28 protein-coding genes are annotated in these 25,667 nt (G+C 66.2%); 16 read left to right on the forward strand and 12 right to left on the reverse strand.

All coding sequences use genetic code 11. The features are described from left to right. The 3 genes from C4F17_RS19585 to C4F17_RS19595 form a co-directional block, all read right to left on the reverse strand. The gene (locus C4F17_RS19585; RefSeq protein ID WP_081268700.1) at positions 1-1,443 is read right to left on the reverse strand and encodes a sensor histidine kinase; all 1,443 of its coding nucleotides are present in this window, start codon (positions 1,441-1,443) and stop codon (positions 1-3) included. A 37-nt stretch (positions 1,444-1,480) separates the two neighbouring features. After that, on the reverse strand, positions 1,481-2,155 hold the full coding sequence (locus C4F17_RS19590) for a response regulator transcription factor (RefSeq protein WP_081268702.1): 675 nt from the start codon (positions 2,153-2,155) through the stop codon (positions 1,481-1,483). A 72-nt stretch (positions 2,156-2,227) separates the two neighbouring features. Then, positions 2,228-2,713 (reverse strand): MarR family winged helix-turn-helix transcriptional regulator, encoded by a 486-nt coding sequence (locus tag C4F17_RS19595; RefSeq protein WP_106936359.1) that lies wholly within the window; start codon positions 2,711-2,713, stop codon positions 2,228-2,230. A gap of 144 nt (positions 2,714-2,857) precedes the next feature. Here C4F17_RS19595 and recA point away from each other — a divergent pair, with 144 nt between their 5' ends. Genes recA through C4F17_RS19610 form a run of 3 tightly spaced genes read left to right on the forward strand, consistent with a single transcriptional unit; the run spans position 2,858 to position 4,889 of the window. After that, the gene (gene recA, locus C4F17_RS19600) at positions 2,858-3,964 is read left to right on the forward strand and encodes a recombinase RecA (RefSeq protein WP_081268704.1); all 1,107 of its coding nucleotides are present in this window, start codon (positions 2,858-2,860) and stop codon (positions 3,962-3,964) included. Between the two features lie 48 nt (positions 3,965-4,012). Next, positions 4,013-4,474: a recombination regulator RecX gene (gene recX, locus C4F17_RS19605; RefSeq protein WP_081268705.1), complete on the forward strand. Its 462-nt coding sequence runs from the start codon at positions 4,013-4,015 to the stop codon at positions 4,472-4,474. Then, on the forward strand, positions 4,455-4,889 hold the full coding sequence (locus C4F17_RS19610) for a polyketide cyclase (RefSeq protein ID WP_081268706.1): 435 nt from the start codon (positions 4,455-4,457) through the stop codon (positions 4,887-4,889). Before recX ends, C4F17_RS19610 begins: the two co-directional genes overlap by 20 nt. 9 nt (positions 4,890-4,898) lie before the next feature. Here the strand turns inward: C4F17_RS19610 and C4F17_RS19615 are convergent, their stop codons facing one another. Genes C4F17_RS19615 through C4F17_RS19650 form a run of 8 tightly spaced genes read right to left on the reverse strand, consistent with a single transcriptional unit; the run spans position 4,899 to position 11,261 of the window. Next, positions 4,899-6,008 (reverse strand): mandelate racemase/muconate lactonizing enzyme family protein, encoded by a 1,110-nt coding sequence (locus tag C4F17_RS19615; protein ID WP_106936360.1) that lies wholly within the window; start codon positions 6,006-6,008, stop codon positions 4,899-4,901. A gap of 5 nt (positions 6,009-6,013) precedes the next feature. Then, entirely contained in the window at positions 6,014-6,835 is an 822-nt protein-coding gene (locus C4F17_RS19620) for a transporter substrate-binding domain-containing protein (protein ID WP_106936361.1), read from the reverse strand. Between the two features lie 50 nt (positions 6,836-6,885). Next, positions 6,886-7,614, reverse strand: a complete 729-nt coding sequence (locus C4F17_RS19625) for an amino acid ABC transporter ATP-binding protein (RefSeq protein ID WP_081268709.1) — start codon at positions 7,612-7,614, stop codon at positions 6,886-6,888. Next, positions 7,598-8,245: an amino acid ABC transporter permease gene (locus C4F17_RS19630; protein ID WP_106936362.1), complete on the reverse strand. Its 648-nt coding sequence runs from the start codon at positions 8,243-8,245 to the stop codon at positions 7,598-7,600. Before C4F17_RS19630 ends, C4F17_RS19625 begins: the two co-directional genes overlap by 17 nt. A gap of 25 nt (positions 8,246-8,270) precedes the next feature. Next, a complete protein-coding gene (locus tag C4F17_RS19635) occupies positions 8,271-8,954 on the reverse strand; it encodes an amino acid ABC transporter permease (protein ID WP_106936363.1) in 684 nt (227 codons plus the stop codon). A 54-nt stretch (positions 8,955-9,008) separates the two neighbouring features. Then, complete coding sequence (locus tag C4F17_RS19640; protein WP_106936364.1) at positions 9,009-10,241, reverse strand: UxaA family hydrolase; 1,233 nt, start codon at positions 10,239-10,241, stop codon at positions 9,009-9,011. 14 nt (positions 10,242-10,255) lie between these two features. Next, positions 10,256-10,582 carry a UxaA family hydrolase gene (locus C4F17_RS19645; RefSeq protein WP_081268712.1) on the reverse strand — a complete coding sequence of 109 codons (327 nt, stop codon included), beginning with the start codon at positions 10,580-10,582 and terminating at the stop codon, positions 10,256-10,258. 7 nt (positions 10,583-10,589) lie between these two features. Continuing rightward, positions 10,590-11,261 (reverse strand): RraA family protein, encoded by a 672-nt coding sequence (locus C4F17_RS19650; protein WP_106936365.1) that lies wholly within the window; start codon positions 11,259-11,261, stop codon positions 10,590-10,592. A gap of 229 nt (positions 11,262-11,490) precedes the next feature. On the opposite strand from C4F17_RS19650, the gene C4F17_RS19655 reads away from it, so the two are divergent. From C4F17_RS19655 to C4F17_RS19665, 3 genes are all read left to right on the forward strand, one after another. Continuing rightward, a complete protein-coding gene (locus tag C4F17_RS19655) occupies positions 11,491-12,261 on the forward strand; it encodes an SDR family oxidoreductase (RefSeq protein WP_081268714.1) in 771 nt (256 codons plus the stop codon). A gap of 10 nt (positions 12,262-12,271) precedes the next feature. Further along, the gene (locus C4F17_RS19660) at positions 12,272-13,126 is read left to right on the forward strand and encodes an IclR family transcriptional regulator (protein WP_081268715.1); all 855 of its coding nucleotides are present in this window, start codon (positions 12,272-12,274) and stop codon (positions 13,124-13,126) included. Positions 13,127-13,189: 63 nt separating this feature from the next. Continuing rightward, a complete protein-coding gene (locus C4F17_RS19665) occupies positions 13,190-13,906 on the forward strand; it encodes a hypothetical protein (protein ID WP_106936366.1) in 717 nt (238 codons plus the stop codon). Between the two features lie 18 nt (positions 13,907-13,924). Here C4F17_RS19665 and argC read toward each other — a convergent pair whose 3' ends face one another. After that, complete coding sequence (gene argC, locus C4F17_RS19670; RefSeq protein ID WP_106936367.1) at positions 13,925-14,848, reverse strand: N-acetyl-gamma-glutamyl-phosphate reductase; 924 nt, start codon at positions 14,846-14,848, stop codon at positions 13,925-13,927. Between the two features lie 204 nt (positions 14,849-15,052). On the opposite strand from argC, the gene sucC reads away from it, so the two are divergent. The 10 genes from sucC to C4F17_RS19720 all read left to right on the forward strand — a co-directional run bounded on the left by sucC (position 15,053) and on the right by C4F17_RS19720 (position 25,646). Beyond that, positions 15,053-16,219, forward strand: a complete 1,167-nt coding sequence (sucC, locus tag C4F17_RS19675; protein ID WP_081268718.1) for an ADP-forming succinate--CoA ligase subunit beta — start codon at positions 15,053-15,055, stop codon at positions 16,217-16,219. 10 nt (positions 16,220-16,229) lie between these two features. Next, a complete protein-coding gene (gene sucD / locus C4F17_RS19680) occupies positions 16,230-17,123 on the forward strand; it encodes a succinate--CoA ligase subunit alpha (RefSeq protein WP_106936368.1) in 894 nt (297 codons plus the stop codon). Between the two features lie 119 nt (positions 17,124-17,242). Next, on the forward strand, positions 17,243-17,926 hold the full coding sequence (locus C4F17_RS19685) for a TerC family protein (protein ID WP_081268720.1): 684 nt from the start codon (positions 17,243-17,245) through the stop codon (positions 17,924-17,926). 26 nt (positions 17,927-17,952) lie between these two features. After that, positions 17,953-18,762, forward strand: coding sequence for a Stp1/IreP family PP2C-type Ser/Thr phosphatase (locus C4F17_RS19690; RefSeq protein ID WP_081268721.1), 810 nt, complete (start codon positions 17,953-17,955; stop codon positions 18,760-18,762). A 66-nt stretch (positions 18,763-18,828) separates the two neighbouring features. Then, on the forward strand, positions 18,829-19,479 hold the full coding sequence (locus C4F17_RS19695; RefSeq protein WP_081268722.1) for an FHA domain-containing protein: 651 nt from the start codon (positions 18,829-18,831) through the stop codon (positions 19,477-19,479). Between the two features lie 51 nt (positions 19,480-19,530). After that, complete coding sequence (locus C4F17_RS19700; RefSeq protein ID WP_106936369.1) at positions 19,531-21,783, forward strand: CHASE2 domain-containing protein; 2,253 nt, start codon at positions 19,531-19,533, stop codon at positions 21,781-21,783. Positions 21,784-21,812: 29 nt separating this feature from the next. Beyond that, positions 21,813-22,616: a 3',5'-cyclic-nucleotide phosphodiesterase gene (locus tag C4F17_RS19705; RefSeq protein WP_106936370.1), complete on the forward strand. Its 804-nt coding sequence runs from the start codon at positions 21,813-21,815 to the stop codon at positions 22,614-22,616. Positions 22,617-22,824: 208 nt separating this feature from the next. Next, positions 22,825-23,325, forward strand: coding sequence for a pilin (locus tag C4F17_RS19710; protein ID WP_106936371.1), 501 nt, complete (start codon positions 22,825-22,827; stop codon positions 23,323-23,325). Between the two features lie 61 nt (positions 23,326-23,386). Then, a complete protein-coding gene (locus tag C4F17_RS19715; protein ID WP_106936372.1) occupies positions 23,387-23,890 on the forward strand; it encodes a pilin in 504 nt (167 codons plus the stop codon). Positions 23,891-23,927: 37 nt separating this feature from the next. Next, positions 23,928-25,646, forward strand: a complete 1,719-nt coding sequence (locus C4F17_RS19720) for a phosphoethanolamine transferase (RefSeq protein ID WP_234382229.1) — start codon at positions 23,928-23,930, stop codon at positions 25,644-25,646. Positions 25,647-25,667 lie beyond the last annotated feature (21 nt).

Genomic DNA, 25,667 nt, shown 5'->3' on the forward strand with positions numbered 1-25,667 from the left:
TCAAACGGGCGCCTCGGCCTCGAAGCGCACCGTGAAGAGCGCCCCCGGCGGATGCTTGCCGGGATGCGCATCCTCCAGCCTCACCTGCGCGCGGTGCTGGTTCGCGATCTCGCGCACGATCGGCAGCCCCAGCCCGGAGCCATCGGCCTCGTTGCCGAGCACACGGTAGAAAGGCTCGAACACCAGCTCGCGGTCGGCCTCGGCGATGCCGGGGCCGTTGTCCTCCACCTGCAGCAGCAGCACGTGGCCGAAAGGGTCGGCCAGCACGCGCACGGTGATCAGGCCCGGGCGCTCCGGCGTCGATGGCGTGTAGTTCAGCGCGTTGTCGACGAGGTTGCGCACCAGCTCCTTCAGCAGCGTCTGGTTGCCGTCGAACATCACGCCGGGCGCGCCCGCCTCGGCGCCGTCGTAGCCCAGGTCGATGCGCTTCTCGATGGCCCGCGGCACCGCCTCGCGCACCACCTCGATGGTGAGCCGCGCCAGGTCGCAGGGCTGGTGGTGCACGTTGGCGCTGTTGCCTTCGGCGCGCGCCAGCGACAGCAGCTGGTTCACCGTGTGCGTGGCGCGCTTGCTGGCGCGGCCGATCTGCTTGAGCGACTGCTTCAGCTCGTCGGCGTTGGCGCCTTCGCGCTGCGCCAGGTCGGCCTGCATGCGCAGGCCCGCCAGCGGCGTCTTGAGCTGGTGCGCCGCGTCGGCCAGAAAGCGCTTCTGCGTGCCGATGGAATCGTTGAGCTTGTCCAGCAGCTCGTTCACCGAAGACACCAGCGGCACCACTTCGAGCGGCACCGACGATTCGTCGAGCGGGCTCAGGTCGCCGGGGCGCCGTTCGCGGATGCGCGCCTCCACCACCGACAGCGGCTTGATGCCGCGCACCAGCGCCAGCCAGATCAGCAGCACCGCCAGCGGCAGGATCGCGAACTGCGGCAGCAGCACGCCCTTGATGATCTCGGCCGCCAGCACCGACTGCTTCTCGCGCGTCTCGGCCAGCTGCAGCAGCGAGGGCGGCACGTCGTCGCTGCCGCTGGCCAGCCACATCGAGGCCACGCGCACCGGCTGGCCGTGCACGTCGCTGTTGTGCAGGAACACCTGGTTGGGCGGCAGCGGCTCGTCGAGGCCGGGCTGGGGAATGTCGCGCTCGCCGCTCAGCAGCGTGCCGTGGCCGTCGAGCAGTTGGTAGTAGACGTGGCCGGCGTCGTCGGCCCGCAGGATCTCGCGCGCCGACTGCGAGAGCACGAACTGCGTGTGCCCTTCCTTCACCGTCACCAGTTCGGCCAGCGCCTTCACGTTGTGCTCGAGCGCGCGGTCGAAGGGCGCGTTGGCGATGCCCTGCGCCACCAGCCAGGTGACGCCGATGCTCACCGGCACCAGCAGCAGCAGCGGCGTGAGCATCCAGTCGAGGATCTCGCCGAACAGCGAGCGCTGCGCGCGCTGGAAAAGCTTCACCGGGCTCGCTCCCAGGCTTCGCGCATGAAAAGGGGCATCAGTTCTGGATCTTCTCGAGGCAGTAACCCAGCCCGCGCACCGTGGCGATGCGCACCGGGCCCTTCTCGATCTTCTTGCGCAGCCGGTGGATGTACACCTCGATCGCGTTGAGGCTCACCTCCTCGCCCCATTCGCAGAGGCGGTCGACCAGCTGGTCCTTGCTCACCAGCCGGCCGGCGCGCTGCAGCAGCACTTCGAGCAGGCCGAGTTCGCGCGCCGACAGCTCGATCATCTTGCCGTCGATGGTGGCCACGCGGCCGGCCTGGTCGTACACCAGCGGGCCGTGGCGGATGGCATTGCTGGTTGTGCCCATGCCGCGGCGCGTGAGGGCGCGCACGCGGGCCTCGAGTTCCTGCAGGCTGAAGGGCTTGGCCATGTAGTCGTCGGCGCCGTTGTCCAGGCCCTTGACGCGCTCTTCCACGCTGTCGGCCGCCGTGAGCACGAGCACCGGCAACTGCGAACCGCGCGCGCGCAGGCGCTTGAGGATCTCGATGCCGTGCAGGCTGGGCAGCCCGAGGTCGAGGATCAGCAGGTCGAATTCGTCATGGGTCATGAGCGCGGTGTCGGCCTGCGAGCCGTTGGCCACATGGTCGACCGCCGCGCCCGAGGTGCGCAGGCTGCGCAGCAGGGCATCGGCCAGCACCTGGTCGTCTTCGGCAATCAGAATCCGCATATGCGCCACCTCCGGCCTGTTTGGGTGTCGGGCGCCCGGCGGCGCCGTCGACGTTTGTCTCTGCCTCGAAGTCTAGCCCGCTGTATAGGCTTCCAGTCCGATGGTTACCACGGTGGCGATGTCGTCGCCCACGCTGCTGCGGAACTCGCGCTCGGCCTGCGTCACCGCGCCGTGGAAGGCGTCGAGCCAGGCCAGCCCGTCGGCCGTGAACAGCACGCGCCGGGCCCGCGCGTCGAGCGGATCGGGGCCGCGCGTGACCAGGCCCCAGGCCTCGCACTGGTCCACCAGGGCGCCCATCGCCTGCTTGGTCATGCCGGCGCGCTCGGCCAGCTCGGTGAGGCGCGAGCCCTCGCGCGCCAGGTGCCGGGTGATGTGGATGTGCGCCGCGCTCACCTGCGCGCGCGCCGCGAGGTTCGACAACGCCAGCGGCACGTCGACGTCGTGCGCCATCAGCTCCAGCACGCGCTCGTCGAAACGGCGCATGGCGTGGCCCAGCAGGCGGCCCAGGTGGGTCTGCCGCCAGGCGTCGGGATCGGTCGGAAAGGCGGTTTCGCTCATGCGCCGAATGGTAAAGCAAACTGACCAAAAAACAGGTTTACGCAGCGGCATCAGCCCCTACACTACTGTTCAAGCATCCAGCCTGTGGTTAAAAGCAGATGGGTGAAACCAGACACAAACCGTTGATATTCAAGGAGTTTCCACATGGACGCAGTCGTCAAGGGCGCAAGCATCTCGGTCGCCAACAGTGAAAAAGCCAAGGCGCTGCAAGCCGCGCTGGCCCAGATCGAAAAGCAGTTCGGCAAGGGCACGATCATGCGGCTCGGCGAAGGCGAGGCGCTGGAAGACATCCAGGTGGTCTCCACCGGTTCGCTGGGCCTGGACATCGCGCTGGGCGTCGGCGGCCTGCCGCGCGGCCGCGTCATCGAAATCTACGGCCCTGAATCCTCGGGCAAGACCACGCTCACGCTGCAGGTCATCGCCGCCATGCAGAAGCAGGCCGGCACCTGCGCCTTCGTCGACGCAGAACACGCCCTCGACGTGCAATACGCCCAGAAGCTCGGCGTCAACCTGTCCGACCTGCTGATCAGCCAGCCCGACACCGGCGAACAGGCCCTCGAAATCGTCGATTCGCTGGTGCGCTCCGGCGCGGTGGACCTGATCGTGGTCGACTCGGTCGCCGCGCTCACGCCCAAGGCCGAAATCGAAGGCGAAATGGGCGACTCGCTGCCCGGCCTGCAGGCCCGCCTGATGAGCCAGGCGCTGCGCAAGCTCACCGCCACCATCAAGAAGACCAACTGCATGGTCATCTTCATCAACCAGATCCGCATGAAGATCGGCGTGATGTTCGGTTCGCCCGAAACCACCACTGGCGGCAATGCGCTGAAGTTCTACGCCTCGGTGCGCCTGGACATCCGCCGCATCGGCACCATCAAGAAGGGCGACGAGGCCATCGGCAACGAAACCAAGGTGAAGGTGGTGAAGAACAAGGTCTCGCCCCCGTTCAAGACGGCGGAGTTCGACATCCTGTTCGGCGAAGGCATCAGCCGCGAAGGCGAGATCATCGACATGGGCGTGACCGCCAAGATCGTCGACAAGTCGGGCGCCTGGTACGCCTACAACGGCGAGAAGATCGGCCAGGGCCGCGACAACGCCCGCGAGTTCCTGCGCGAGAACCCCGAGCTGTCGCGCGAGATCGAGAACAAGGTGCGCGAGTCGCTGGGCATTCCGCTGCTGGCAGCCGATGCCGGCTCCACGCCCGAGAAGCCGCAGAAGGCCGCCAAGGCCGAGAAGGCGGACAAGGGCGAGTAACAAGCCCCCGAGCGCGGTCCCCTGCCGGGCCGCGCGAGCGGTTCCCGCATGGCATTCGACGCCCCGTCCCTCAAAGGCCGCGCACTGCGCCTGCTGAGCCAGCGCGAGCATTCGCGCCTGGAGCTGGAGCGCAAGCTCGCCAAGCATGAAGAAGAGCCCGGCACGCTGGCCAAGGCGCTCGACGAGCTGGCCGCCAAGGACTTCATCAGCGAGCCGCGCGTGGTGGCCTCGGTGCTCAACCAGCGCGCGGCCCGCTCCGGCGCGCTGCGGGTGAAGCAGGAACTGCAGGCCAAGGGCATCGCGCCCGAGGCCATCGCCGAAGCGGTGGCCGGCCTGCAGGAAACCGAGGTGGAGCGCGCCACCGCCCTCTGGCGCCGCCGCTTCGACGCCGCGCCCGCCGACGCGAAGGAACGGGCCAAGCAGATGCGATTCCTGATGGCGCGCGGTTTCTCGGGCGCCGTCGTGTCCAAGGTACTCAGGAGCGACTTCGATGAAATCGACGACGAATGAAGGCAGTGCTGCCGTCCAGTCCCGCGTCATCACGCAGCGCGTGGCCTGCGAATGGCGCCGCGCCTACGTGCTGGCTGCCGATCCGAAGCGCCTGCCCGACTGGGCCAGCGGCCTTGCGAAGAGCGCGCTGGTGCCGCACGGCGACCACTGGATCGTGCGCACGCCCGAGAGCGGCGACGCCCGCATGCGCTTCGCACCGCGCAACGACTTCGGCGTGCTCGACCACTGGGTCGCGCCCGAAGGCGTGCCCGAGGTCTACCTGCCCTTTCGCGTGATCGGCGTCGGGCCCGACGCCTGCGAGCTGCAGTTCACGCTGCTGCGACAGCCGCACATGGACGATGCGGCCTTCGAGCGCGACGCCGGCTGGATCGCGCGCGACCTGCAGTCGCTGCGCAGCCTGATCGAAGCCGACTGACCGGCCGGCTCAGCCGCGCAGCACCAGCGGCGTGAACTTGCGCCGCGCCTTCAACTGGTCGGCGTCCCACTCGATGCCCAGCCCGGGCGTTTCCGGCGCCACCGCATGTCCGTCCTCGATGCGCAGGCGGCTTGTCGTCAGGTCGTCGAGCTGCGGGATGTATTCGACCCAGCGCGCATTCGGCACGGCGGCGCACAGGCTCACGTGCAGCTCCATCAGGAAGTGCGGGCACATCGCGATGTTGTGCGCCTCCGCGAGGTGCGCGATCTTCAGCCACGGCGTGATGCCGCCCACCCGCGCCACGTCGGCCTGAACGATGGAGCAGGCGCCCTGCTGGATGTATTCCGCGAACTGCGACGGGTGGTACATCGATTCGCCCACCGCGATCGGCACCGAGGTGCTGGCCAGCAGCTGCGCATGCGCGCGCACATGCTCGGCCGGCATCGGCTCCTCGAACCACGCGAGGTCGAGCGGCGCGTACTGGCGCGCACGGCGGATGGCCTCGGCCACGGTGAAGCTCTGGTTGGCATCCACCATCAGCTCGAAATCCGCGCCGACCGCTTCGCGCACGGCCGACAGGCGCGCGATGTCCTGCGCCACATGCGGCTTGCCGACCTTGATCTTCGCGCCCAGGAAGCCGTCGGCCCTGGCGGCCAGTGTCTGCTCCACCAGCTGCGCGGGCTCGATGTGAAGCCAGCCGCCTTCGGTGGTGTAGACCGGCACGCGCTGCTGCGCGCCGCCGGCCAGCTTCCACAGCGGCAAGCCTGCCGCCCGCGCGTTGCGGTCCCACAGCGCGGTGTCGATCGCCGCCAGCGACAGGCTGGTGATCGCGCCCACGGCGGTGGCGTGCGTGTGGAAAAACAGGTCGCGCCAGATGGCCTCGTACTGCTGCGGGTCGCGCCCGATCAGCCGCGGCGCCAGGTGGTCGTTCAGCAGCGCCACGATGGACGAGCCGCCCGTGCCGATGGTGTACGTGTAGCCGGTGCCCGACGAGCCGTCGTCGCAGCGCACCGTGACCATCACGGTTTCCTGCGTCACGAAGGACTGGATGGCGTCGGTGCGCCTGACCTTCGGCGCGATGTCGATCTGCGCGATCTCGACCTGGTCGATCTTCGCCATCGCGATCAGCCTGCGTTGCGCGTCACGTCGGCCGGCAGGTCGGCGCCGTGGAACTTCTTGTAGATGGTGTTGAGCTCGCCGCTCTTGAGCTGCGCCTTCACGAACTCGTCGAGCCTGGCCTTCAGGCGCGGTTCGTTCTTGCGCATGCCGATGGCCATCATGTTGACCTTCATGGTGAACTTGGGCTCCATCTGCTTGGCCGGGTTCTTGTCGTTGATGGTCTTCAGCAGCGGCGGCGCGGTGGCGAAGATGTCGGCCTGCCCGCTCACCACGGCGGTGATGGAGGTGGCGTCGTCGTCGAAGCGAACGATCTGCGCGCCGGCCGGCAGGATCTTCGTCACTTCCTGGTCGTTGGTGGTGCCGCGCGTGGCGATCACTTTCTTGCCCGCGAGGTCCGCCGGGCCGGTGATGTTCATGCTCTTGGGCGCGCCCACCACGGCCAGGATGGCGGCGTAGGGCACCGAGAAGTCGACCACCTTCTCGCGCTCGGGCGTGACCGACATGCTGGAGATCACGATGTCCGCCTTGTCGGTCTGCAGGAACGGAATGCGGTTGGCGCCGGTGGTCGGCACGATCTCCAGTTCCAGGCCCAGGCTCTTGGCCAGCAGGCGCGCGGTTTCCACGTCGGAGCCGGTGGCGTTGAGCTTTTCGTCCTTCAGGCCATAGGGCGGCACGGCCAGGTCGATGGCCACGCGGATCTTCTTGGCGGCCGTGATGGTGTCGAGCTGGTCGGCATGCGCCGCGCCGCCCGCGAAGGCGAGCGGCAGTGCCAGTGCGAGCGTGGAAAGCAGTGCGCCGCGGCGCCGGGCGAGGAAAGAGCGGGTCATCGATGGTCTCCTGGAGTTGTTGATGAAAGCGGGTGTCGGTGGCGCGCGGCTCAAAGCCCGGTGCCGATGAACTGGCGCAGCTCGGGCGTCTGCGGATTGCCGAGGATGCTGGCGTCGCCCTCCTCCCACACCAGCCCCTGGTGCATGTAGATGACCTTGTCGGCCACGCCGCGCGCGAAGGCCATCTCGTGCGTGACGAGGATCATGGTCATGCCTTCGGAGGCGAGCTTCTCCATCACCTTGAGCACTTCGCCGGTGAGCTGCGGGTCGAGCGCGGAGGTGACTTCGTCGAACAGCATGAGCTGCGGCTTCATCGCGAGCGAGCGCGCGATGGCCACGCGCTGCTGCTGGCCGCCGGAGAGCTGCTCGGGGTAGGCATCGGCCTTCTCGGCCAGGCCCACGCGCTCGAGCACTTCCATGGCGATGGCGCCGGCTTCCGAGCCGCTCATCTTCTTCACCGACTGCGGCGCGAGCGTGATGTTCTGCTTGACCGTGAGGTGCGGGAACAGGTTGTAGCTCTGGAACACGATCCCCACGTCCTTGCGCAGCGCGCGCAGGTTCAGGGCGGGGTCGTGCACCGCGTGGCCGCAGCACCGGATGGTGCCGCTGTCGATGGTCTCCAGCCGGTCGATGCAGCGCAGCGCCGTGCTCTTGCCCGAGCCGCTCTGGCCGATGATCGCCACCACCTGCCCGCGCTGGACCGAGAACGACACGCCCTTGAGCACATGCAGCTTGCCGAAGTGCTTGTGGACGTCGTTGAGTTCAACAACGGGCTGCATTGAGCTTCCTTTCAAGGGCGCGACTCCATCGCGAGAGCGGGTAGCAAAGAATGAAATACAGAACCACCGCGCACCCGAAATACAGGAAGGGCTGGAAGGTCGAGTTGTTCAGCACCTTGGCGTTGTAGGAAAGCTCGGCATAGCCGACCACCAGCGACGCGATCGACGTGTTCTTGATGATCTGCACCAGGAAGCCCACCGTGGGCGGCGTCGCGATGCGCAGCGCCTGCGGCAGGATCACGCGGCGCATGCGCTCGATGCGCGTGAGCGCCAGGCATTCGGCCGCTTCCCACTGGCTGCGCGGCACGGCCTGGATGCAGCCGCGCCAGATCTCCCCGAGGAAGGCGCTGGCGTACACGGTGATGGCCAGCGCCGCCGCCGCCAGCGCGGGCACGGAGCCGATGCCCGCGATGTTGGGTCCGAAGAAGCACACGCCCATCAGCACCAGCAGCGGCGTGCCCTGAATGATCTGGATGTAGCCCGCGGCCGCCACGCGCACCGCCTTCACCGGCGACACGCGCGCCAGCGCCACCGCGAGCCCGATGAGCCCGCCGCCGATGAATGCGAGCGCCGAGAGCTGCAGCGTGCCCCACGCGCCCATCAGGAGAAAGCCGAAGTGCTCGGCCGGCATGAATGTCATGGCGCGGGCCTCTTCTTCACAACGGCGTGCCGAGCTTGCGCCGGCGCGGGAACACGACCATGCCGAGCAGCCAGAAGCCCAGGCGCATGGCGTACGACAGCGCCAGGTACACCACCCACAGCACGATGAAGATCTCGAAGTTGCGGAAGGTGTCCGACTGGATGCGGTTGGCCACGCCGAAGAGCTCTTCCGCGCCGATCGACGACATGATGCTGGAGGCCAGCATCAGCAGCACGAACTGGCTGGCGAGCGCCGGGTACACGCGCTCCACCGCCGGGCGCAGGATCACGTGCCAGAAAACCTGCGGCTTCGAAAGCCCCAGGCACTCGGCCGCCTCGAGCTGGCCCTTGTGGATCGACTCGATGCCCGCGCGGATGATCTCGCAGCTGTACGCGCCGATGTTCACCACCAGCGCCAGCACCGCGCCCACCATGATCGGCATCGTCACGCCCGCGCTCGACAGGCCGAAGATCAAGAAATAGCTCTGGATCAGCAGCGGCGTGTTGCGGATCGCCTCCACGTAGCCGCCCGTCAGCCCGCGCAGCCAGCCGTGCCGGCTGTTGCGGCCCAGCGCGCAGACGGTGCCCAGCGCGAACCCCAGCACGGTGGCCAGGAAGGACAGCTGCACGGTCGTCCACGCGCCTTCGAGCAGCAGCGGCCACTGCTCGAGCACGGGCATGAAGTCGAACTGGTAGTTCAATGCGTCGGGCTCCGTAAGTCCATTGAAGAAAAAGACAGGAAGGAAAAGGCGCGGCTACGCGGCGCGCGCGAGCGGCAGGCACGAAGGCCCGAGCGGCTCGAAGGCCTTGTAGGTCAGGATGAATTCGCGGTGCCCCAGCGCTTCGGACTTGGTGGCGGCGCCATCGGCCACGCGGCGCACCGCGTCGAAGATCTCCTCGCCCACTTCCTGCAGCGTGCCGCGCCCTTCGAGAATGCGACCGGCATCGACGTCCATGTCCTCGTGCAGCCGGCGGTAGGTGTCGGGATTCGCGCAGACCTTGATGACCGGCGACACCGCCGAGCCCACCACCGAGCCGCGCCCCGTGGTGAACAGGATCACGTGCGCACCGCAGGCGATGAGCTCGACGATCTCGGCGTTGTCGCTGATGTTCGGAAAGCCGAAGCGCGGCTCGCCGTCGGGCACCACGTCCAGCAGGTAGAGGCCGCCCTGCGGCGGTACGTCGCCGGGCTTGACGATGCCGTTGATCGGCGAGGCGCCGCTCTTGGCGTACGCACCCAGCGATTTCTCCTCGATGGTCGAGAGCCCGCCGTCGGCGTTGCCCGGCGCGAAGCTGCCGTGGCCCATGGTGCTGTAGTAGCGCGCGGCCTTGTTCACGCATTCGACGATGGCCTGGCCGAGCTCGGGCGTGGCGGCGCGCCGCTGCATGTGGAACTCGCAGCCGATCAGCTCGCCGGTTTCCTCGAAGATGCATCGCGCGTCCCGCGCGATCAGCAGATCGAAGGCGCGGCCCACGGCCGGGTTGGCGGTGATGCCGCTGGTGCCGTCGGAGCCGCCGCAGATGGTGCCCACCACGAGCTCGCTCAGGTCCATGGGCACGCGCTGCTGCTGCGCCAGTTCGGCCAGCGCCCACTGCACCCATTGCGTGCCTTCGCGGATGGTGCTGCGCGTGCCGCCTTCCTGCTGGATGGTGAGCGTGTGCACCGGACGGCCCGAGGCGGCGACCGCTTCTTCCAGCTTGCGCTTGTTCATGCTCTCGCAGCCCAGCGATATCAGCAGCGCCGCACCCACGTTGGGGTGCGTGGCAATCGCTTCCATCATGCGTTCGGCGTACTCGTTCGGATAGCAGCCGGGGAAGCCGACGAGATGCACTTCGGACTCGCCGTCCTGCTGGCGGAAGTCGAGCGTGATCTCGCGCGCCACGTGATGCGCGCATTCGACCAGGTAGGCCACGACCACGACGTTGCGGATGCCCTTGCGGCCGTCGGCGCGCGGGAAGCCGCGGATCTGGAATTCGGGAGCGTTCATGCGGGGAGGGCGCCTCAGGCGTGGCCGACGAAGGTCTTGCCCTCGTCCAGCGTGTAGGTCGGCGTGTAGTCGCTGTCGAGGTTGTGCGTGTGGATGTGCTCGCCCGCCGCGACCGGCGCGTGCAGGCTGCCGATGACGGCGCCGTACTTCAGCACCTTCTCTCCGGCGGCGATGGCATGGCGCGCGAGCTTGTGGCCCAGGCCGATGTCCCTGGCCAGCACGGCGGTGCCGCCCTCGAGCTGCACGGCGGTGCCGGCGGCGAGATGGGTGCAGGCGATCAGGCAGTTGTCGCCGGGCGAGAGCAGCACCAGCCGGGCGTCGATGGATTGCGGGGTAGGCATCCGTCGCTCAGAACTTGCGGTACTTCAGGTAGGCCTCTTGCGGGTCGGTGCCCGCGAGGATGGCGGTGCGCACGAGGTTCTCGCGGCCCATCATGTGCTCGGCCTCGGTGATGATGGCCTCGGCCTGCGCGAGCGGCAGGCAGATCACGCCGTCGGTGTCGGCCAGCAGCAGGTCGCCGGGGTTCACCGTGACATCACCGATGCGCACCGGCACGTCCATCGCGTCGGGCAGCCAGTAGCCGACGATGTCGCGCGGCGTGAAGTAGCGGTGCCACACCTGGAAGCCCTGCTGCAGGATGAATTCGGCGTCGCGCACGCCGCCGTCCGCGATCACGCCCAGCACGCCCTTGCGGCCCAGCGTCTCCGCCGAGAGCTCGCCCATGTGAGAGACGGTCGAGTCGTTCGGCTGGATCACGGCAATGTGGCCCGGCTTGGCGCGCGAGAGAAACCCGGTCCACGCCATCAGCGTCTCGTGGGGATCGGCCGTGGGGTCGACTCGGCCGTTCACCGTGAAGGCCGGGCCGCACATCTTCTGGCCGGCGATCAGCGGGCGCAGCGTGGGCGGCAGCGTGAAGTCGCGCAGGCCCGCGGCGCGCATCACGTCGTGGAGGATGCCCGTGTAGCAAGCCTGCAGGCGCGGAAGCAGCGAAGTAGCCGGGGCATCGGAAGCGTGGGCCATGGATATGTCTCGTTTTCTTAGGTAAAACTACATTTCATTAATGAGGTTAGCAGCGGGACCATCGTCCGACGCTGGGGTTTGCGCCTATTCGAGGGTATTTACCAATGAATCGGCGAGTCGGATCGGGTTTTTGAGGAGGCTTGGGGGCTTGCAGGTCGCGTATATTTGATTTCATCAGTGAAATTTGTATTTCACTTGTGCCGCAACCATCACTCAAAGGACACCGCCAATGACTTCTCGCGTTCAGGGAAAGAACATCCTCGTCACCGCCGCCGGCAAGGGCATAGGCCGGGCCAGCGCGCTGGCGCTGGCGCGCGAGGGCGGTACGGTGTGGGCCACCGACGTGGACGAAGCCGCGCTGGCCGAACTCGCCGCGCTGGCCCGCGAAGAAGGGCTGGCCGGGCTGAAGACCGCCACGCTCAACGTGCGCGACAACGCCGCGGTGCAGGCCTTCGCGCAGACCACGGGGCGGCTGGACGTGCTCTTCAACTGCGCCGGCTTCGTGCACAGCGGCAACATCCTGGCCTGCGAGGAAGCCGACTGGGACTTCAGCATGGACCTCAACGCGAAGTCCATGTACCGCACCATCCGCGCCTTCCTGCCGGCGATGCTGGAGCGCGGCGGCTCGATCATCAACATGGCCTCGGCCGCGTCGAGCGTGAAGGGCGTGCCCAACCGGTTCGTGTACGGCGCCTCGAAGGCCGCCGTCATCGGGCTGACCAAGGCGGTGGCGGCCGATTTCATCCAGCAGGGCGTGCGCTGCAACGCGATCTGCCCGGGCACGGTGGAGTCGCCCTCGCTGCGCGACCGGATCTCGGCGCAGGCCCAGCAGGCCGGCACCGACGAGGCCGCGGTGCGCGCCGCCTTCGTGGCGCGCCAGCCGCTGGGGCGCGTCGGCAAGCCCGAGGAAATCGCCGCGCTGGTGGTGTACCTGGCTTCCGACGAGTCGGGCTTCACGACCGGCGCCATCCATATGATCGACGGTGGATGGTCGAACTGAACGGGGAACGATGAAGCAAGCAGCACCAGCGCCGCAAGAGCAACAGGGCCGGGAAGGCCACGAAGAGGCCGCGCCGGAAGGCGAGGGCGCGCTGCGCTACGCCGCGCCGGCCCTGGAGAAGGGGCTGGACATCCTGGAGGCGCTGGCCGACAGCGTCTCCGGCTACACGCTCAACGAGCTGGCGCAGAAGGTCGGGCGCAAGGTCAGCGAGATCTTCCGCATGGCGGTGACCCTGCAGCGGCGCGGCTTCGTGCAGGTCGACGAGAACGACCGCTACACGCTCACGCTGCGCATGTTCGAGCTGGCGCATCGCCAGCAGCCGCTCAAGAGCCTGGTGAGCGTGGCGCTGCCGCTGCTGCGCGAACTGGCCAACCGCTCGCGCCAGTCGTGCCACCTGGCCATGTACCAGGGCGGGCGCGTGGTGGTCATCGCGCAGGTCGAGAGCCCGGAGCGCTGGTCCTTCGGGCTCAAGGTGGGCGTGGTGATGGGGCTGACGGACACCTCCTCGGGCCACGTGCTGCTGGCGTTCCGCGACGAGATCGACCGCGCCCGCATGCTGCGCGCCCACATCGGCGTGGAAGGCGAGCTGGAGATGGACCCGGGGGAGCTCTTCGCCATCCTGCAGGACGTGCGCGAGCGCGGCTACTCGGCCATGCCGAGCAAGCAGACCCGCGGCATCACCAACATCGCGTTCCCGGTGATGGGGGCGGCCGACCATGTCATCGCGTCGATCAACGTGCCGTACATCGAGCGCATCGACCAGAAGTCGGCACCTGACGCGGTGCAGGTGCGCGGCATCGTGGGCAACATCGCCGGGCGGCTTTCGGCGCTGATGGGGGCCAGCGGCTACAACGACAACGAATAGCGCGAGGGCGAGGCAGGGCGGGGCGGTGGCATCATCCGTGGCAAAACTACGGAGGAGCCTTCCATGTCATCTGATCCCGTCGGCCAGCAGTCTCTGGTGCGCACCGGCGCCAAGGCCGGCCTGTCCTTTGCCGGGTCCGTCATCAAGGGCGGCCTGCTCGGCGTCGTGCTGGGCGGCGGCGTTTTCTTCTTCTATCTGAGCCAGCTGCAGGGTCCGGGCAACGTGGCCGCGCGTGCCGGCGGCGTCGGCGCGCTGGTGGCGCTCGTCACCTCGCCGCCGCTGCTGGTGGCGCTGTTGCTGCTGCTGTTCGTGGTCGTCTACGTGATGCTGGGCGTGCACCAGGGGCGCGCGCGTGCGATGCAGCATCTGGTCGCGGCGCGCGGGGAGGCCGTGTCGCAGCGGCTGGCAGGCGGCATCGCCGGTCGCATCGAGGCGATGCCGCGCACGCAGGGCGTTCTGCATCGCGCGGCGGACTGGCTGTCGGTCGATGCCTTGAGCAAGCAGCTCGCGCCGGTGCTGGGCGAGGGCAGGGCGGTGCGCTCGGTGGTGGCTTTCGTGCTGAACCGCCTGCCGATGAGCGAGATGCTGGCCGAATGGCAGCAGAGTCGCGCCGAGCATGGCGCCCCTGCCGCGGGCGAAGACCCCGCGCTGCGCGCTGTGCTCACGCGCCGCATCAACGAGGCGCTGCAGGACATGGCCACGCCCTCGCGCAAGCCGCTTTACATCGCGCTGGGCGCGCACGCGGCCCTGCTGGGCGTGGGGCTCTGGCTGGTGAACTGACGAGCGCGCGGCTGGCGCTCAGAGCGCCAGCATCAGCTTCAGGTTCTGCACCGCGGCGCCGCTGGCGCCCTTGCCGAGGTTGTCCAGGCGCGCGATGACCACGGCGTGGCGGTGATCTTCATTCGGGAACACCCGGATCTCGAGGTTGTTGGTGTCGTTGAGCGCCAGCGCTTCGAGCTTGCCGTCTTCCGTGGGCGGCAGCACCTTCACGAACTGCTCGGGCGTGTTGCTCCGGGCATAGTGCGCGGCCAGGGCGTCCTGCAGGTCGCCGGCCTTCGGCTTGCCGGGCAGCAGGTCGAGGTGCAGCGGCAGCTGCACCAGCATGCCCTGCTTGAAATTGCCCACCGACGGGATGAACACCGGCCGGCGTGTGAGGCCGGTGTAGGTCATGATTTCGGGGATGTGCTTGTGCTTCAGGCCCAGCGCGTAGATCTCGAACAGCGGGGCCTCGCCCTTTTCGTAGGCCTCGATCATGGTCCGGCCGCCGCCCGAGTAGCCGCTCACGGAGGGCAGCGAAATCGGGAAATCGGCGGGCAGCAGGCCAGCGTCTACCAGGGGGCGCACCATCGCGATGGCGCCGGTGGCGTAGCAGCCGGGGTTGCCGACGCGATCGGCCTTCGCCACGGCCTGCCAGTGGCCTTTGGTGAGTTCGGGAAAGCCGAACACCCAGCCGGGAGCGATGCGGTGCGCCGTGGAGGCGTCGATGATCTTGGGCTTCCTGCCCGGCAGCTGGTCGATCAGCGCAACCGATTCGCGCGCCGCGTCGTCGTGCAGGCACAGCACCACCAGGTCGACGCCTGCCATCAGGTCCCGCTTGGCATTGGCGTCTTTTCGCAGTTCGGGAGCGATGCTCACGAGTTCGACCTGCGGCATCGTCTGGAGCCGTTCGCGGATTTGCAGGCCGGTGGTACCGGCTTCGCCGTCGATGAAAACCTTGGCCATGATGGAGTTTGCCCGGGGTAGCTAGAAGAAAGTACGTATTGACCGCAACCCCACGTACAGTATTGGTGCGGCGCACCATGATACAGTCCGCGGTTGTTCGCCGCCCCCAGCCGTCAGGCTGCCGTCGCCCGCGAGCAACAGAGCAGAAACACTCTCACCCCAGATCTCCCGTTCTCAACCTCCTCCTTCCGAGAGACATCCCTCATGAAGATTCACGAGTACCAAGGCAAGGAAATCCTTGCCAAGTTCGGCGTGCCGGTGCCGCGCGGCATCCCGGCCTATACGGTCCAGGAGGCGGTGGAAGCCGCCCAGAAACTTGGAGGCCCGGTGTGGGTCGTCAAGGCCCAGATCCACGCGGGTGGCCGCGGCAAGGGCGGTGGCGTCAAGGTCGCCAAGACCATCGAAGACGTCAAGAAGCTCGCCGGCGAGATCCTCGGCATGCAGCTCAAGACGCACCAGACCGGCCCCGAAGGCCAGAAGGTCCGCCGCCTCTACATCGAAGACGGCGCCGACATCCAGAAGGAATACTACGTCTCGGCAGTGACCGACCGCGCCACCCAGAAGGTGGCGTTCATCGCTTCGAGCGAAGGCGGCATGGACATCGAGGAAGTGGCTCACTCCTCGCCCGAGAAGATCATCACCGTGTTCGCGGACCCGGCCCTGGGCCTGACCGACGAACAGGCCAAGCAGATCGCCGACGGCATCGGCATTCCGGCCGACTCCACCGCGCAAGCCGTGGACATCTTCAAGAAGCTCTACACCTGCTACATGGAGACGGACGCCTCGCTGGTCGAGATCAACCCGCTCAACCGTGACAGCAAGGGCAACATCGTCGCCCTGGACGCCAAGTTCAACTTCGACAGCAACGCGCTGTTCCGCCACCCCGAAATCGTGGCCCTGCGCGACCTCGACGAAGAAGACGCGGCCGAAGTCGAAGCCTCGAAGTTCGACCTCGCCTACATCTCGCTGGACGGCAACATCGGCTGCCTGGTGAACGGTGCCGGCCTGGCCATGGCCACCATGGACACCATCAAGCTGTTCGGCGGCGAGCCGGCCAACTTCCTGGACGTGGGCGGCGGCGCCACCCCCGAGAAGGTCACCGAAGCCTTCAAGATCATGCTGAAGAACAAGAACGTGGAAGCCATCCTCGTGAACATCTTCGGCGGCATCATGAAGTGCGACACCATCGCCACCGGCGTGATCGCGGCCTGCAAGGCCGTGAACCTGCAAGTGCCGCTGGTCGTGCGCATGAAGGGCACCAACGAAGTCGAAGGCAAGAAGCTGCTGGCCGATTCGGGCCTGCCGATCATCAGCGCCGACACCATGGCGGAAGCGGCCCAGAAGGTCGTGGCAGCAGTCAAGAAGGCCTAAGGAACAAGTCATGTCGATCTATATCAACAAAGACACCAAAGTCATCACGCAAGGCATCACCGGCAAGACCGGTCAATTCCACACCGAGAAGTGCCAGGAATACGCGAACGGCAAGAACGCCTTCGTGGCGGGCGTGAACCCGAAGAAGGCCGGCGAGTCGATCTTCAACATCCCGATCTTCGGCTCGGTCAAGGAAGCCGCCACGCAGACCGGCGCCACCGTGTCGGTGATCTACGTGCCGCCGGCAGGCGCCGCGGCCGCCATCTGGGAAGCCGTCGAAGCCGACCTGGACCTGGCGATCTGCATCACCGAAGGCATTCCGGTGCGCGACATGCTCGAAGTGCGCAACAAGATGAAGGCCAAGGAAGCCGCCGGCGGCAAGAAGACGCTGCTGCTGGGCCCGAACTGCCCCGGCCTGATCACGCCCGACGAAATCAAGATCGGCATCATGCCCGGCCACATCCACCGCAAGGGCCGCATCGGCGTGGTCTCGCGCTCGGGCACGCTGACGTACGAAGCCGTGGCTCAACTGACGGAAATCGGCCTGGGCCAATCGTCGGCGGTCGGCATCGGCGGCGACCCGATCAACGGCCTGAAGCACATCGACGTGATGAAGGCTTTCAACGACGATCCGGACACCGACGCGGTCATCATGATCGGCGAAATCGGCGGCCCGGACGAGGCTGACGCAGCCCGCTGGTGCAAGGACAACATGAAGAAGCCGGTCGTCGGCTTCATCGCCGGTGTCACTGCCCCTCCCGGCAAGCGCATGGGCCACGCCGGCGCGCTGATCTCCGGCGGCGCCGACACGGCCGATGCCAAGCTCGCCATCATGGAAGAATGCGGCTTCACCGTGACGCGCAACTTCTCGGAACTGGCCAAGCTGCTCAAGGCCAAGCTGTAAGAAACGGCCCCTAGACACCGGCCGCAGAGCCGGGTCATGCGAGGACCACGCAGAAATTAAAAAGCGCCCGCACTGGATTGCGGGCGCTTTTTTCAATAAAACACAGTGGGATCAGAGACATGGAAATTCTTCAAAGCACGGACTTCTGGTTAGGTCTGCTCAAGATCGTCTGGATCAACATCATCTTGTCGGGCGACAACGCGGTGGTGATTGCGATGGCGGCGCGCTCGTTGCCGCCTGCGCAGCAGAAAAAGGCCGTCCTGTTCGGTTCGGGTGCGGCCGTGGTGCTGCGCATCGTGCTGACGGTGGTGGCGGCCAAGCTGCTGGCGCTGCCTTACCTGCAGATCATCGGCGGCATGCTGCTGCTGTGGATCGGCATGCAGCTGCTCAGCGAGGACGACGAGGACGACGGCGAGTCCAAGGAATACGGCAGCATGATGGCTGCCGTGCGCACCATCCTCCTGGCCGACCTGGTGATGAGCCTGGACAACGTGATTGCCGTCGCGGCCGCCGCGCAGGGCAGCATGGTCCTGCTGATCCTGGGCCTGGCCATCAGCATTCCGTTGGTGATTTTCGGCAGTACCCTCATGATCAAGCTCATGGAACGCTTCCCGATCATCGTCATGCTGGGCGCCGCGCTGATCGGCTGGGTCGGCGGCGAGACCATCGTGAGCGACGTCGCCCTGCGTGACGTGCTGGCGGCCAATCCCTGGTTGCACTATGCAGCGGCTGCGGCCGGTGCGGTGTTTGTCGTGGCCGCGGGCCGCTTGATGCAACGGCGCGCGCACGCCGCTGCTCACTGATTTCGCGAAGTCTGCGCTGACAAACCATGGCGAGTGTCGGCGTCTCCCTGTTCTCCACCCGTCCACCGCTGACTTGGGAGTTCGCAGCACTGACCGATGTCGGCAGGCTGCGCGCCCACAACGAAGACGCCGTACATGTGGATTCCGCGCTGGGGCTGGCCCTGCTGGCCGATGGCATGGGCGGTTACAAGGGCGGCGAGGTGGCGAGCGCCATGGCTGTCTCGCTGCTGCACGCCAGCTTCGGCCGCTGGTTCGCCCAGGCCGGCATGCAGGCGCCGGCCCGCGTGGTACGGCGTGCGCTGCAGGCCGCCACCGACGAGGCCAACAGCGCCATCCTGCAAGCCGGCACCACCAACCCCGAACTGCAGGGCATGGGAACGACGCTGGTGCTGGCGGCCTTCCGGCCGCAGCGCGTGGTGGTCGGGCACATCGGAGATTCGCGCTGCTACCGGGTGCGCAACAACAAGCTCGAACTGCTCACGCGTGACCATTCGCTGCGCCAGCAGCAGCTCGACGCGGGTGCCATCACCCCCGAGGAAGCGCTCAATTCGCCAACCCGCAATCTCGTGACCCGGGCGGTCGGCGTGGAGGCCCAGGTCCTGCTGGAAATGCATGAGCACAGCGCAAGGCCGGGCGATCTCTATATGCTTTGCTCCGACGGACTGAGCGAGATGATTTCCGATGAGCAGCTTTTCACGCTTCTAGAACACGATGTCGGGCTTCAGAAAAAAGCTTCGCTTTTGGTTGCAATTGCCAACGAGAATGGCGGCAGGGACAATATTTCGGTTGTTCTGGCAAGAGCAGGCGTTGCGCAAGCGCCTCGCGCAGCCAAGTAGCAGGCCCCAGCGGTACCCCACCGCTGCGCTTGCAGTCATTCAAGCTTTGCAATCGGGGAGTCGGCAATGCCGAAGATGATCATTTCGGTCGATGGCGTTGTCATCGGGCAAGTGGCGCTCGCCAAGGAACGCACGACGCTGGGACGTCGCGCCTACAACGACATCGTGATCGACAACCTGGCAGTCAGCGGCGAGCACGCGGTGCTGCACATGAGCGATGGCGACGTCGAAATTGAAGATCTCAACAGCACCAACGGCACCTACGTCAATGCGCTCGCCATCCAGAAGCAGGCGCTCAAGGACAACGACGTCATCGAGGTCGGAGGTTGCCGCATCCATTTCCGGGCCCGCAGCAACCTGGCCGTCGGCCCCGGTTCCGTGCGCAATCCCGTGGGCGAATATTCGCCGGCCACGCCGCTGTCTTCGGCGCCCACGGAATCGGGCGCGCTCGTCGAGCTTGGCATCCCGGTGCTGCGGGTGCTGGCCGGCCCCAACGAAGGCCAGGACGTCGCACTGCAAAAGGTCGTCACCACCATCGGCAAGCCCGGTGTTGCCGTGGCTGTCGTCACGCGCCGGCGGCAAGGCTACGTGGCGGCGGGCGTCGAAGGCAACGTCACGCTCAACGGCCTGCAACTTGGCACCGAGGCAGTCGCCCTGCAGGAGCGCGACGTGCTCGAGCTTGGCGGCACCGCGCGCATGCAGTTCGTGCGGGTCTGATTCCTTTCCCCCCGGGTTTCGTGGCGGCGTGAACCGTACGGACGGCGCGCCGTGAGCGTGCTGCGGCGGCACTGGCCGCGCATCGTCATCAGCCTGCTGCCGCTGCTGCTGGCGCTGGCGCACGCCACCGGCGCGTGGCCGCTCAGCGCGCTCGAGCGCCTCGACCGCCTGATCTACGACATCCGCCTGCGCGCGACCATGCCGCGCACGCTCGACCCGCGCGTGGTGATCGTCGATGTCGACGACGCCAGCCTCGCGCGCCAGGGGCAGTGGCCCTGGGCGCGCGACAAGATCGCCGGCCTCACCACCGAGCTGCTGGACCGCCAGCAGGCGGCGGTGCTGGGCTTCGACGTCATGTTCCTCGAGCCCGACCGGAGTTCCGGCCTCGATAGGCTGCGGGCAATGGCAGCCGGCCCCCTTCGCGGCATGCAGGGGCTCGCTGACGAGATCGAGCGGCTCGCCCCCGCGCTGGATCACGACGCCACCCTCGCCAGGTCGCTGGAAGGCCGGCCGGTGGCGCTCGGCTACTACTTCACGCGGACCGGCAAGCCCGGCACCAAGGGGCAATTGCCCGACGCGCCCCTGCTGCCGGTCGACGCGTTTCCCGCCGGCGGCATCTACGCTTCCAGCTGGAACGGCTTCGGCGCCAGCCTGCCGGCGCTCGCCAAGGCCGCGCCCACCGCGGGCTTCCTGAACACACTGGTCGGCGCACAGGGCGACGGCGTGATCCGCAGCGTGCCCCTCATTGCCCGCTATCAGGGCGACCAGGCCCAGCCCGGCTACTACGAGTCGCTCGCGCTCGCGGTCTACCGGCTGGCGAACGGCTTGCCGCCCGTGCGTCCGGCCTTTGCCTCCGGCGGCGCCGTGCCGCGGCTCGAATCGCTGCGGATCGGCCAGTTGCGCGTGCCGGTGGACCAGAGCGCCAGCATGGAGGTGCCGTTTCGTGGCCCGGGCGGCGCTGGCGGCGGATCGTTCCGCTACATCCCGGCCGCCGACGTGCTCGAAGGACGCCTCGCCCCTGGCGAGCTGAAAGGAAAGATCGTGCTCGTCGGGGCCACCGCGCCGGGCCTGCAGGACCTGCGCGCCACCCCCGTCGAAGCCGCGTTCCCGGGCGTGGAAGTGCACGCCAACGTCGTCTCCGGCCTGCTCGACCAGCGGCTGTTCAGCGTGCCGGACTATGCGCCGGGCTACGAAGTGCTGAGCGTGCTGGTGACGGGGCTGCTGCTGGCCTTCGGCCTGTCGCTGATGTCGGCGCCGCGCGCGGTGCTGCTGGTCGCGGCAACCGTTGCCGCGCTGGTCGGGCTCAATTCCTGGCTCTTCGTGGGGTACGGCCTCGTGCTGCCGCTTGCGTCAGCCCTTGCCATGACCATGCTGGCTTTCGTGCTCAGCATGAGCTGGGGCTACTTCGTCGAATCGCGCGCGCGGCGCGGGCTGGTGCGGCTCTTCGGCACCTATGTTCCGCCGCAGCTGGTCGACGAAATGCTGGTCCAGCCGGACCGCTACAGCATGCGCGCCGAAAGCAAGCAGATGACCGTGATGTTCTGCGACATGCGCGACTTCACCCGCCTGTCGGAGCAGATGACCCCGGCGCAGCTCCAGGCCTTCCTCAACACCGTGTTCAGCCGGCTCACCGACGTGATCAGCGCGCACCGCGGCACCGTCGACAAATACATGGGCGACTGCGTCATGGCCTTCTGGGGCGCGCCAATCGACGCGCCCGACCACGCCGCATTGGCCGTGCGCGCCGCGCTCGGCATGGCCGATGCCGTGCGCGACATCAACAGCGCCAACCGCGCCGGCGGCCGCCCGGAGATCAGCGTGGGCATCGGCATCAACAGCGGCGTCATGAGCGTGGGCGACATGGGCTCGGCCGCGCGGCGCAGCTACACCGTCGTCGGCGACGCGGTCAATCTCGCGTCGCGCCTCGAAGGCCTGAGCGGCCACTACGGGGTGGAGATCGTCGCCAGCGGCGCCACCCAGGAACTGGCGCCCGGCTACGTCTGGCAGGAGCTCGACAGCGTGCGCGTCAAGGGCAAGGCGCAGGCCGTCGCCGTGTTCACCCCCCTGGCCGAGCGCACGCCCGAAGCCGAAAAACAGGCCCAGCCGATGCTCGAGCGCTGGGGCGCCGTGCTCGCCGCCTACCGCCGCCAGGACTGGGCCGTGGGCCGGAACTTGCTGGCCCCCTTGCTCGCCGCGGATGCCAAAAAAGTCCTTTACCAGCTCTACGCCCAGCGTTTAGCCTCCATGGCGTTGCGACCCCAGGATCCGAACTGGGACGGCGCAACCCGGTTCGAAACCAAATGACGACAGACACACACAAGGGGTCTTTCACAATGCAGGTTCGTGTGCTGGGTTGCTCAGGCGCCATTGCCAAAGACTGCCGCACCACCTCGTTCCTGGTCGACACCGACCTGCTCGTCGATGCGGGCACCGGCGTGGGCGACCTCTCGCTCGAAGAAATGGCCGCCATCGACGACGTGGTTCTGACGCACTGCCACCTCGACCACATCGCCGCCCTGCCCCTGATGCTCGACGCCATCGGCAGCCGCCGCTCCAAACCGCTGCGCGTGCATGCGCTGCGCGCCACCATCGAAGCGCTGCGCGCTCACGTGTTCAACAACGTCATCTGGCCCGATTTCGAGAGCATTCCCAGCCCTGAAGCGCCGTTCGTGAGCTTTCACGACATCGAGGTGGGGCAGATGCTGCAGCTGGGCAGCTGTGCGCCCAAGTCGATCGAGGTGCTGCCGGCCGTGCACACCGTGCCGGCCTGCGGCTTTGCCGTGCGGCGGGCTTCCGGCGGAGCGAACTGGGTTTTCAGCGGTGACACCGAGCGCAACCCGCCGTTCTGGGACCGGGTCAACGCGCTGGATGTGGCGATGCTGGTGATAGAGACGGCCTTCAGCAACAGGGAGCAGGCGCTGGCCGAGCGCAGCTTGCATTTGTCACCGGTGATGCTGGCGGGCGAGCTGGCGCGGATCGACCCGGCGAAGCAGTTTCCGATCTACATCACCCATACCAAGCCGGCGGAAACCGACGAAATCATGAGCCAGATCGAGGCGCTGGGAGAGCATCAGGTGGAGGGGATGGCGCACCGGGATATCCGGTGGTTGAAGGCGGATGGGGTGTTGACTTTCTGATGCATTGGCAGACCTTGCCGGTTGACATATTTGTCATGCAAGAAGCATCCAGACACAAAATGTGTCGCATCGTGTTACACGTTGGTAAACAAAGGTGACGTGTTCGGTCGACAGAAGGTTGGTTTGGAGGGTGGCACAGATGCTGCGGAAGTTCTCTCGCTCCGGGCAGGTTCCCGGGCGTGACAACCAACCAACCTGGAGTTAGTGAATGAACCGTCGTTCCATCGCACGCAATGTGCAAAAGGGTTTCACCCTTATTGAATTGATGATCGTTGTGGCGATCATTGGTATCTTGGCTGCTATCGCGATTCCGCAATACCAAACCTACGTTGCTAAGTCCCAAGTCACTCGCGCGGTTGCTGAAGTCGGAGCGCTGAAGACGAAGGTCGACACTTGCCTGCTCGACGGTAAGACAACCATTGGCACCGAACCTGATTGCGATCCGGGCGCGACCGCCTCGACCATGCTGACGGGTGGCGCTCAAGGTAGCTCGCCCGCCGCTACCGCCAAGGTGAATGGCTATCCGCAGATCACGTTGGGCACTGCAACCACTGCATCGACGATTGTCGGCACTCTGGGCAACTCTGCTGCTCAAGCCATTTCTGGCAGCACGATTACCTGGAGCCGCGCTGTCGACGGTACCTGGTCGTGCGTCAGCACTGCCGATGCCAAGTACAACACCCCAGCTTGCCCGAAGGCTTCTACTTAATAGTTTGGGCTGATCCCGCAAAAGCCGCCTTCGGGCGGCTTTTTTTTGAGGGCAGAGCAACATGAAGAGATCGACGTCGCGCGGCTTCACTTTGATCGAGTTGATGGTCGTCGTGGCGATCATTGGGAGCCTTGCGGCGATCGCAGTTCCCCAGTACCAGACCTATGTCTTCAAGTCACATGTCCAACGCGTCGTTGCAGAAGCCGGTGCATTGAAGGCTGCGATTGAGTTGTGTCTGGTGAGTGGCAAAGTGACGGTGGGCGAGCAGGCGACCGCCGGGAATTGCGACCCGCAGGCCACTGGGTCAAACCTACAGGCAACTGCCGGAAATGCAGCGCCCGCAATCGCTGCCAAGTGGGCCACTGCGGGCAGCGGTGTCCCCGAAGTAAGCCTTTCTGCTAAGGACGTTTCGACCATCGTGGCCACCTTTGGCAATGCTGCAGGAAGGCCTTTGCAAGCACCAACGGCCGGCACAATCACTTGGACGAGGCAAACAAACGGAAGCTGGAATTGTCGTGCTGCCAACATTGAGCCCAAATATGTGAGCACTGCCTGCCCACTATGAGAGGATGAATTGGCGAGTGCGATGGCTGCCGAAGCCAATGGGGTTCAGAAGAGGAGGTGAGCGTATTGCTCCCTTTTTTCTTCCTTTGTTGGTACTAGCTCTAGTAGCCCCGAACTTCATTCTCGTACGCAGCGCCGCCAATATTCTCGAGGCGTCGCACTCAGAGAACATTGCTTATGCAATCTGCATCTGGGCGCTGGTTTTCGCGGTCGTGCCCCGCCTTTGGATGGGGCTTGTCGTGGTGGCCGTGTGTTCGCTTTGGTGGCCACTCGAAGTCTTTTTGCGTCTGAACTTTGCGCAGTCAGTGACGCCGACTTTCGTCGGCATGGCAATGGATACGGACGTACGCGAAGCGTCCGAGTTCCTGGTGTCTGCAGGATGGACCGCGTTGCTTCCGGCCGTGCTGTTTGTCGGCGCCGCCATTGTTTTAGGGCGTCATCTTTATCGCAGGCGATCCAAATGGACACATCGTTCGCGCCGATGGGTCTTGTTCGCTGTTCCGACCATCTTGACCGCGTTGATGCTGTCTCATGCGGAAATGGGTGACGCGAACGCTGCGACGGAACCCTTCGCAAACAGGGCTGGCAGCATGGCAGCAGTCTTTGCCACGGTCTATCCGCTTGACCTGCCGCTGTCGGCGATCTGGGTGCACCGGGACGCATCGGTAATCCGACAACTCAGAGCAAAACTGAACGACTTCGACTTCGAGCCGAAGCTTGCCGACTCGCATCCAGACACGGTCGTGCTGGTGATCGGAGAGTCCTCGCGCTCCGATCGATGGCAGCTTTTTGGTTATGGGCGCAAGACCACGCCAAGGCTAACGTCGATGAGCGACCTGATCCTTTTCCCCGACGTGGCTACGCAATCGGTCGCTACGCGATATGCCGTGCCCAACCTTATCTCCCGGCGGCCGGTGCTGACGAGCGATGGCAAAGTTGCCCTCAGTGCGGAGCCATCCATCCTGGCGGCGCTGAAACAAGTGGGCTACCGAACCTCCTGGTTGTCGAATCAAGGTGTGGGAGGCTTCTACGAGAGCCCTATCGCGATGTACGCTGGCGATGCGGACGAGGCGATCTACCTCAACCCGACAAGCTACGACGCTCGTGGAACCTACGACGAAGCGTTGCTTGCGCCATTGCGCCGAAGGCTGGATACCGAGGGCAGAAAATTCATCGTGTTGCATACGCTTGGCAGCCATTTTGATTTTTCGCATCGCTACCCGTCTTCCTTCGACATTTACCGCCCCTCGTTGACGACCGTTCCCGCACAGGACGGCATCAAGCAAAACACCTCGCTCGCGGCACAGATCAGCAACGCCTACGACAACAGCATCCAGTACACAGACTCGCTTCTGTCTCAAGTTATTGAAGCAGTCGATCACAAGGGGGATGCGGCAGTGGTGATGTACATCTCTGATCACGGTCAGGATGTGTTCGACGAGCAATGCAACGCGAAGAGCATCACGCGAGCATCAAGTCACTCGTTCATCGTGCCAGCATTGATCTGGTCGAGCGCCAAAGCCAAGCTGCGGATCGGCGACCGACTGTCCGCGCTATCGGACTCGCGAACCCGGCCCAAGGTTGCCAACGGCGTGCCGCAGACTCTGCTCGATCTCGTCGGGGTGGCAACGCCCTCAGAGGCGAGGACGTCCAGTTGGTTTGATCAGCAGCATGGACCTCGAAAGGTCTACTCTGCACAAGGATGGACCGACTTCGACAAGTCCGCCGCACGAGATGCATGTGAGATCAAGCCATAGCCCAGGTCGGATGGGCCGGAG

The sequence above is a fragment of the Variovorax sp. PMC12 genome (assembly GCF_003019815.1).
Taxonomy (GTDB): domain Bacteria; phylum Pseudomonadota; class Gammaproteobacteria; order Burkholderiales; family Burkholderiaceae_C; genus Variovorax.

What these genes read in the sequence shown, in the direction of transcription:
- C4F17_RS19610 (WP_081268706.1), top strand. Translation starts at nt 4,455, where the DNA reads ATGAAATCGACGACGAATGAAGGCAGTGCTGCCGTCCAGTCCCGCGTC.
- C4F17_RS19595 (WP_106936359.1), bottom strand. Translation starts at nt 2,713, where the DNA reads ATGAGCGAAACCGCCTTTCCGACCGATCCCGACGCCTGGCGGCAGACC.
- C4F17_RS19630 (WP_106936362.1), bottom strand. Translation starts at nt 8,245, where the DNA reads ATGCCGGCCGAGCACTTCGGCTTTCTCCTGATGGGCGCGTGGGGCACG.
- C4F17_RS19705 (WP_106936370.1), top strand. Translation starts at nt 21,813, where the DNA reads ATGCAGGTTCGTGTGCTGGGTTGCTCAGGCGCCATTGCCAAAGACTGC.
- recA (WP_081268704.1), top strand. Translation starts at nt 2,858, where the DNA reads ATGGACGCAGTCGTCAAGGGCGCAAGCATCTCGGTCGCCAACAGTGAA.
- sucD (WP_106936368.1), top strand. Translation starts at nt 16,230, where the DNA reads ATGTCGATCTATATCAACAAAGACACCAAAGTCATCACGCAAGGCATC.
- C4F17_RS19690 (WP_081268721.1), top strand. Translation starts at nt 17,953, where the DNA reads ATGGCGAGTGTCGGCGTCTCCCTGTTCTCCACCCGTCCACCGCTGACT.
- C4F17_RS19645 (WP_081268712.1), bottom strand. Translation starts at nt 10,582, where the DNA reads ATGCCTACCCCGCAATCCATCGACGCCCGGCTGGTGCTGCTCTCGCCC.
- C4F17_RS19655 (WP_081268714.1), top strand. Translation starts at nt 11,491, where the DNA reads ATGACTTCTCGCGTTCAGGGAAAGAACATCCTCGTCACCGCCGCCGGC.
- argC (WP_106936367.1), bottom strand. Translation starts at nt 14,848, where the DNA reads ATGGCCAAGGTTTTCATCGACGGCGAAGCCGGTACCACCGGCCTGCAA.
- sucC (WP_081268718.1), top strand. Translation starts at nt 15,053, where the DNA reads ATGAAGATTCACGAGTACCAAGGCAAGGAAATCCTTGCCAAGTTCGGC.
- C4F17_RS19590 (WP_081268702.1), bottom strand. Translation starts at nt 2,155, where the DNA reads ATGCGGATTCTGATTGCCGAAGACGACCAGGTGCTGGCCGATGCCCTG.
- C4F17_RS19615 (WP_106936360.1), bottom strand. Translation starts at nt 6,008, where the DNA reads ATGGCGAAGATCGACCAGGTCGAGATCGCGCAGATCGACATCGCGCCG.
- C4F17_RS19710 (WP_106936371.1), top strand. Translation starts at nt 22,825, where the DNA reads ATGAACCGTCGTTCCATCGCACGCAATGTGCAAAAGGGTTTCACCCTT.
- C4F17_RS19715 (WP_106936372.1), top strand. Translation starts at nt 23,387, where the DNA reads ATGAAGAGATCGACGTCGCGCGGCTTCACTTTGATCGAGTTGATGGTC.
- C4F17_RS19640 (WP_106936364.1), bottom strand. Translation starts at nt 10,241, where the DNA reads ATGAACGCTCCCGAATTCCAGATCCGCGGCTTCCCGCGCGCCGACGGC.
- C4F17_RS19695 (WP_081268722.1), top strand. Translation starts at nt 18,829, where the DNA reads ATGCCGAAGATGATCATTTCGGTCGATGGCGTTGTCATCGGGCAAGTG.
- recX (WP_081268705.1), top strand. Translation starts at nt 4,013, where the DNA reads ATGGCATTCGACGCCCCGTCCCTCAAAGGCCGCGCACTGCGCCTGCTG.
- C4F17_RS19665 (WP_106936366.1), top strand. Translation starts at nt 13,190, where the DNA reads ATGTCATCTGATCCCGTCGGCCAGCAGTCTCTGGTGCGCACCGGCGCC.
- C4F17_RS19650 (WP_106936365.1), bottom strand. Translation starts at nt 11,261, where the DNA reads ATGGCCCACGCTTCCGATGCCCCGGCTACTTCGCTGCTTCCGCGCCTG.
- C4F17_RS19660 (WP_081268715.1), top strand. Translation starts at nt 12,272, where the DNA reads ATGAAGCAAGCAGCACCAGCGCCGCAAGAGCAACAGGGCCGGGAAGGC.
- C4F17_RS19685 (WP_081268720.1), top strand. Translation starts at nt 17,243, where the DNA reads ATGGAAATTCTTCAAAGCACGGACTTCTGGTTAGGTCTGCTCAAGATC.
- C4F17_RS19720 (WP_234382229.1), top strand. Translation starts at nt 23,928, where the DNA reads ATGGGGTTCAGAAGAGGAGGTGAGCGTATTGCTCCCTTTTTTCTTCCT.
- C4F17_RS19625 (WP_081268709.1), bottom strand. Translation starts at nt 7,614, where the DNA reads ATGCAGCCCGTTGTTGAACTCAACGACGTCCACAAGCACTTCGGCAAG.
- C4F17_RS19620 (WP_106936361.1), bottom strand. Translation starts at nt 6,835, where the DNA reads ATGACCCGCTCTTTCCTCGCCCGGCGCCGCGGCGCACTGCTTTCCACG.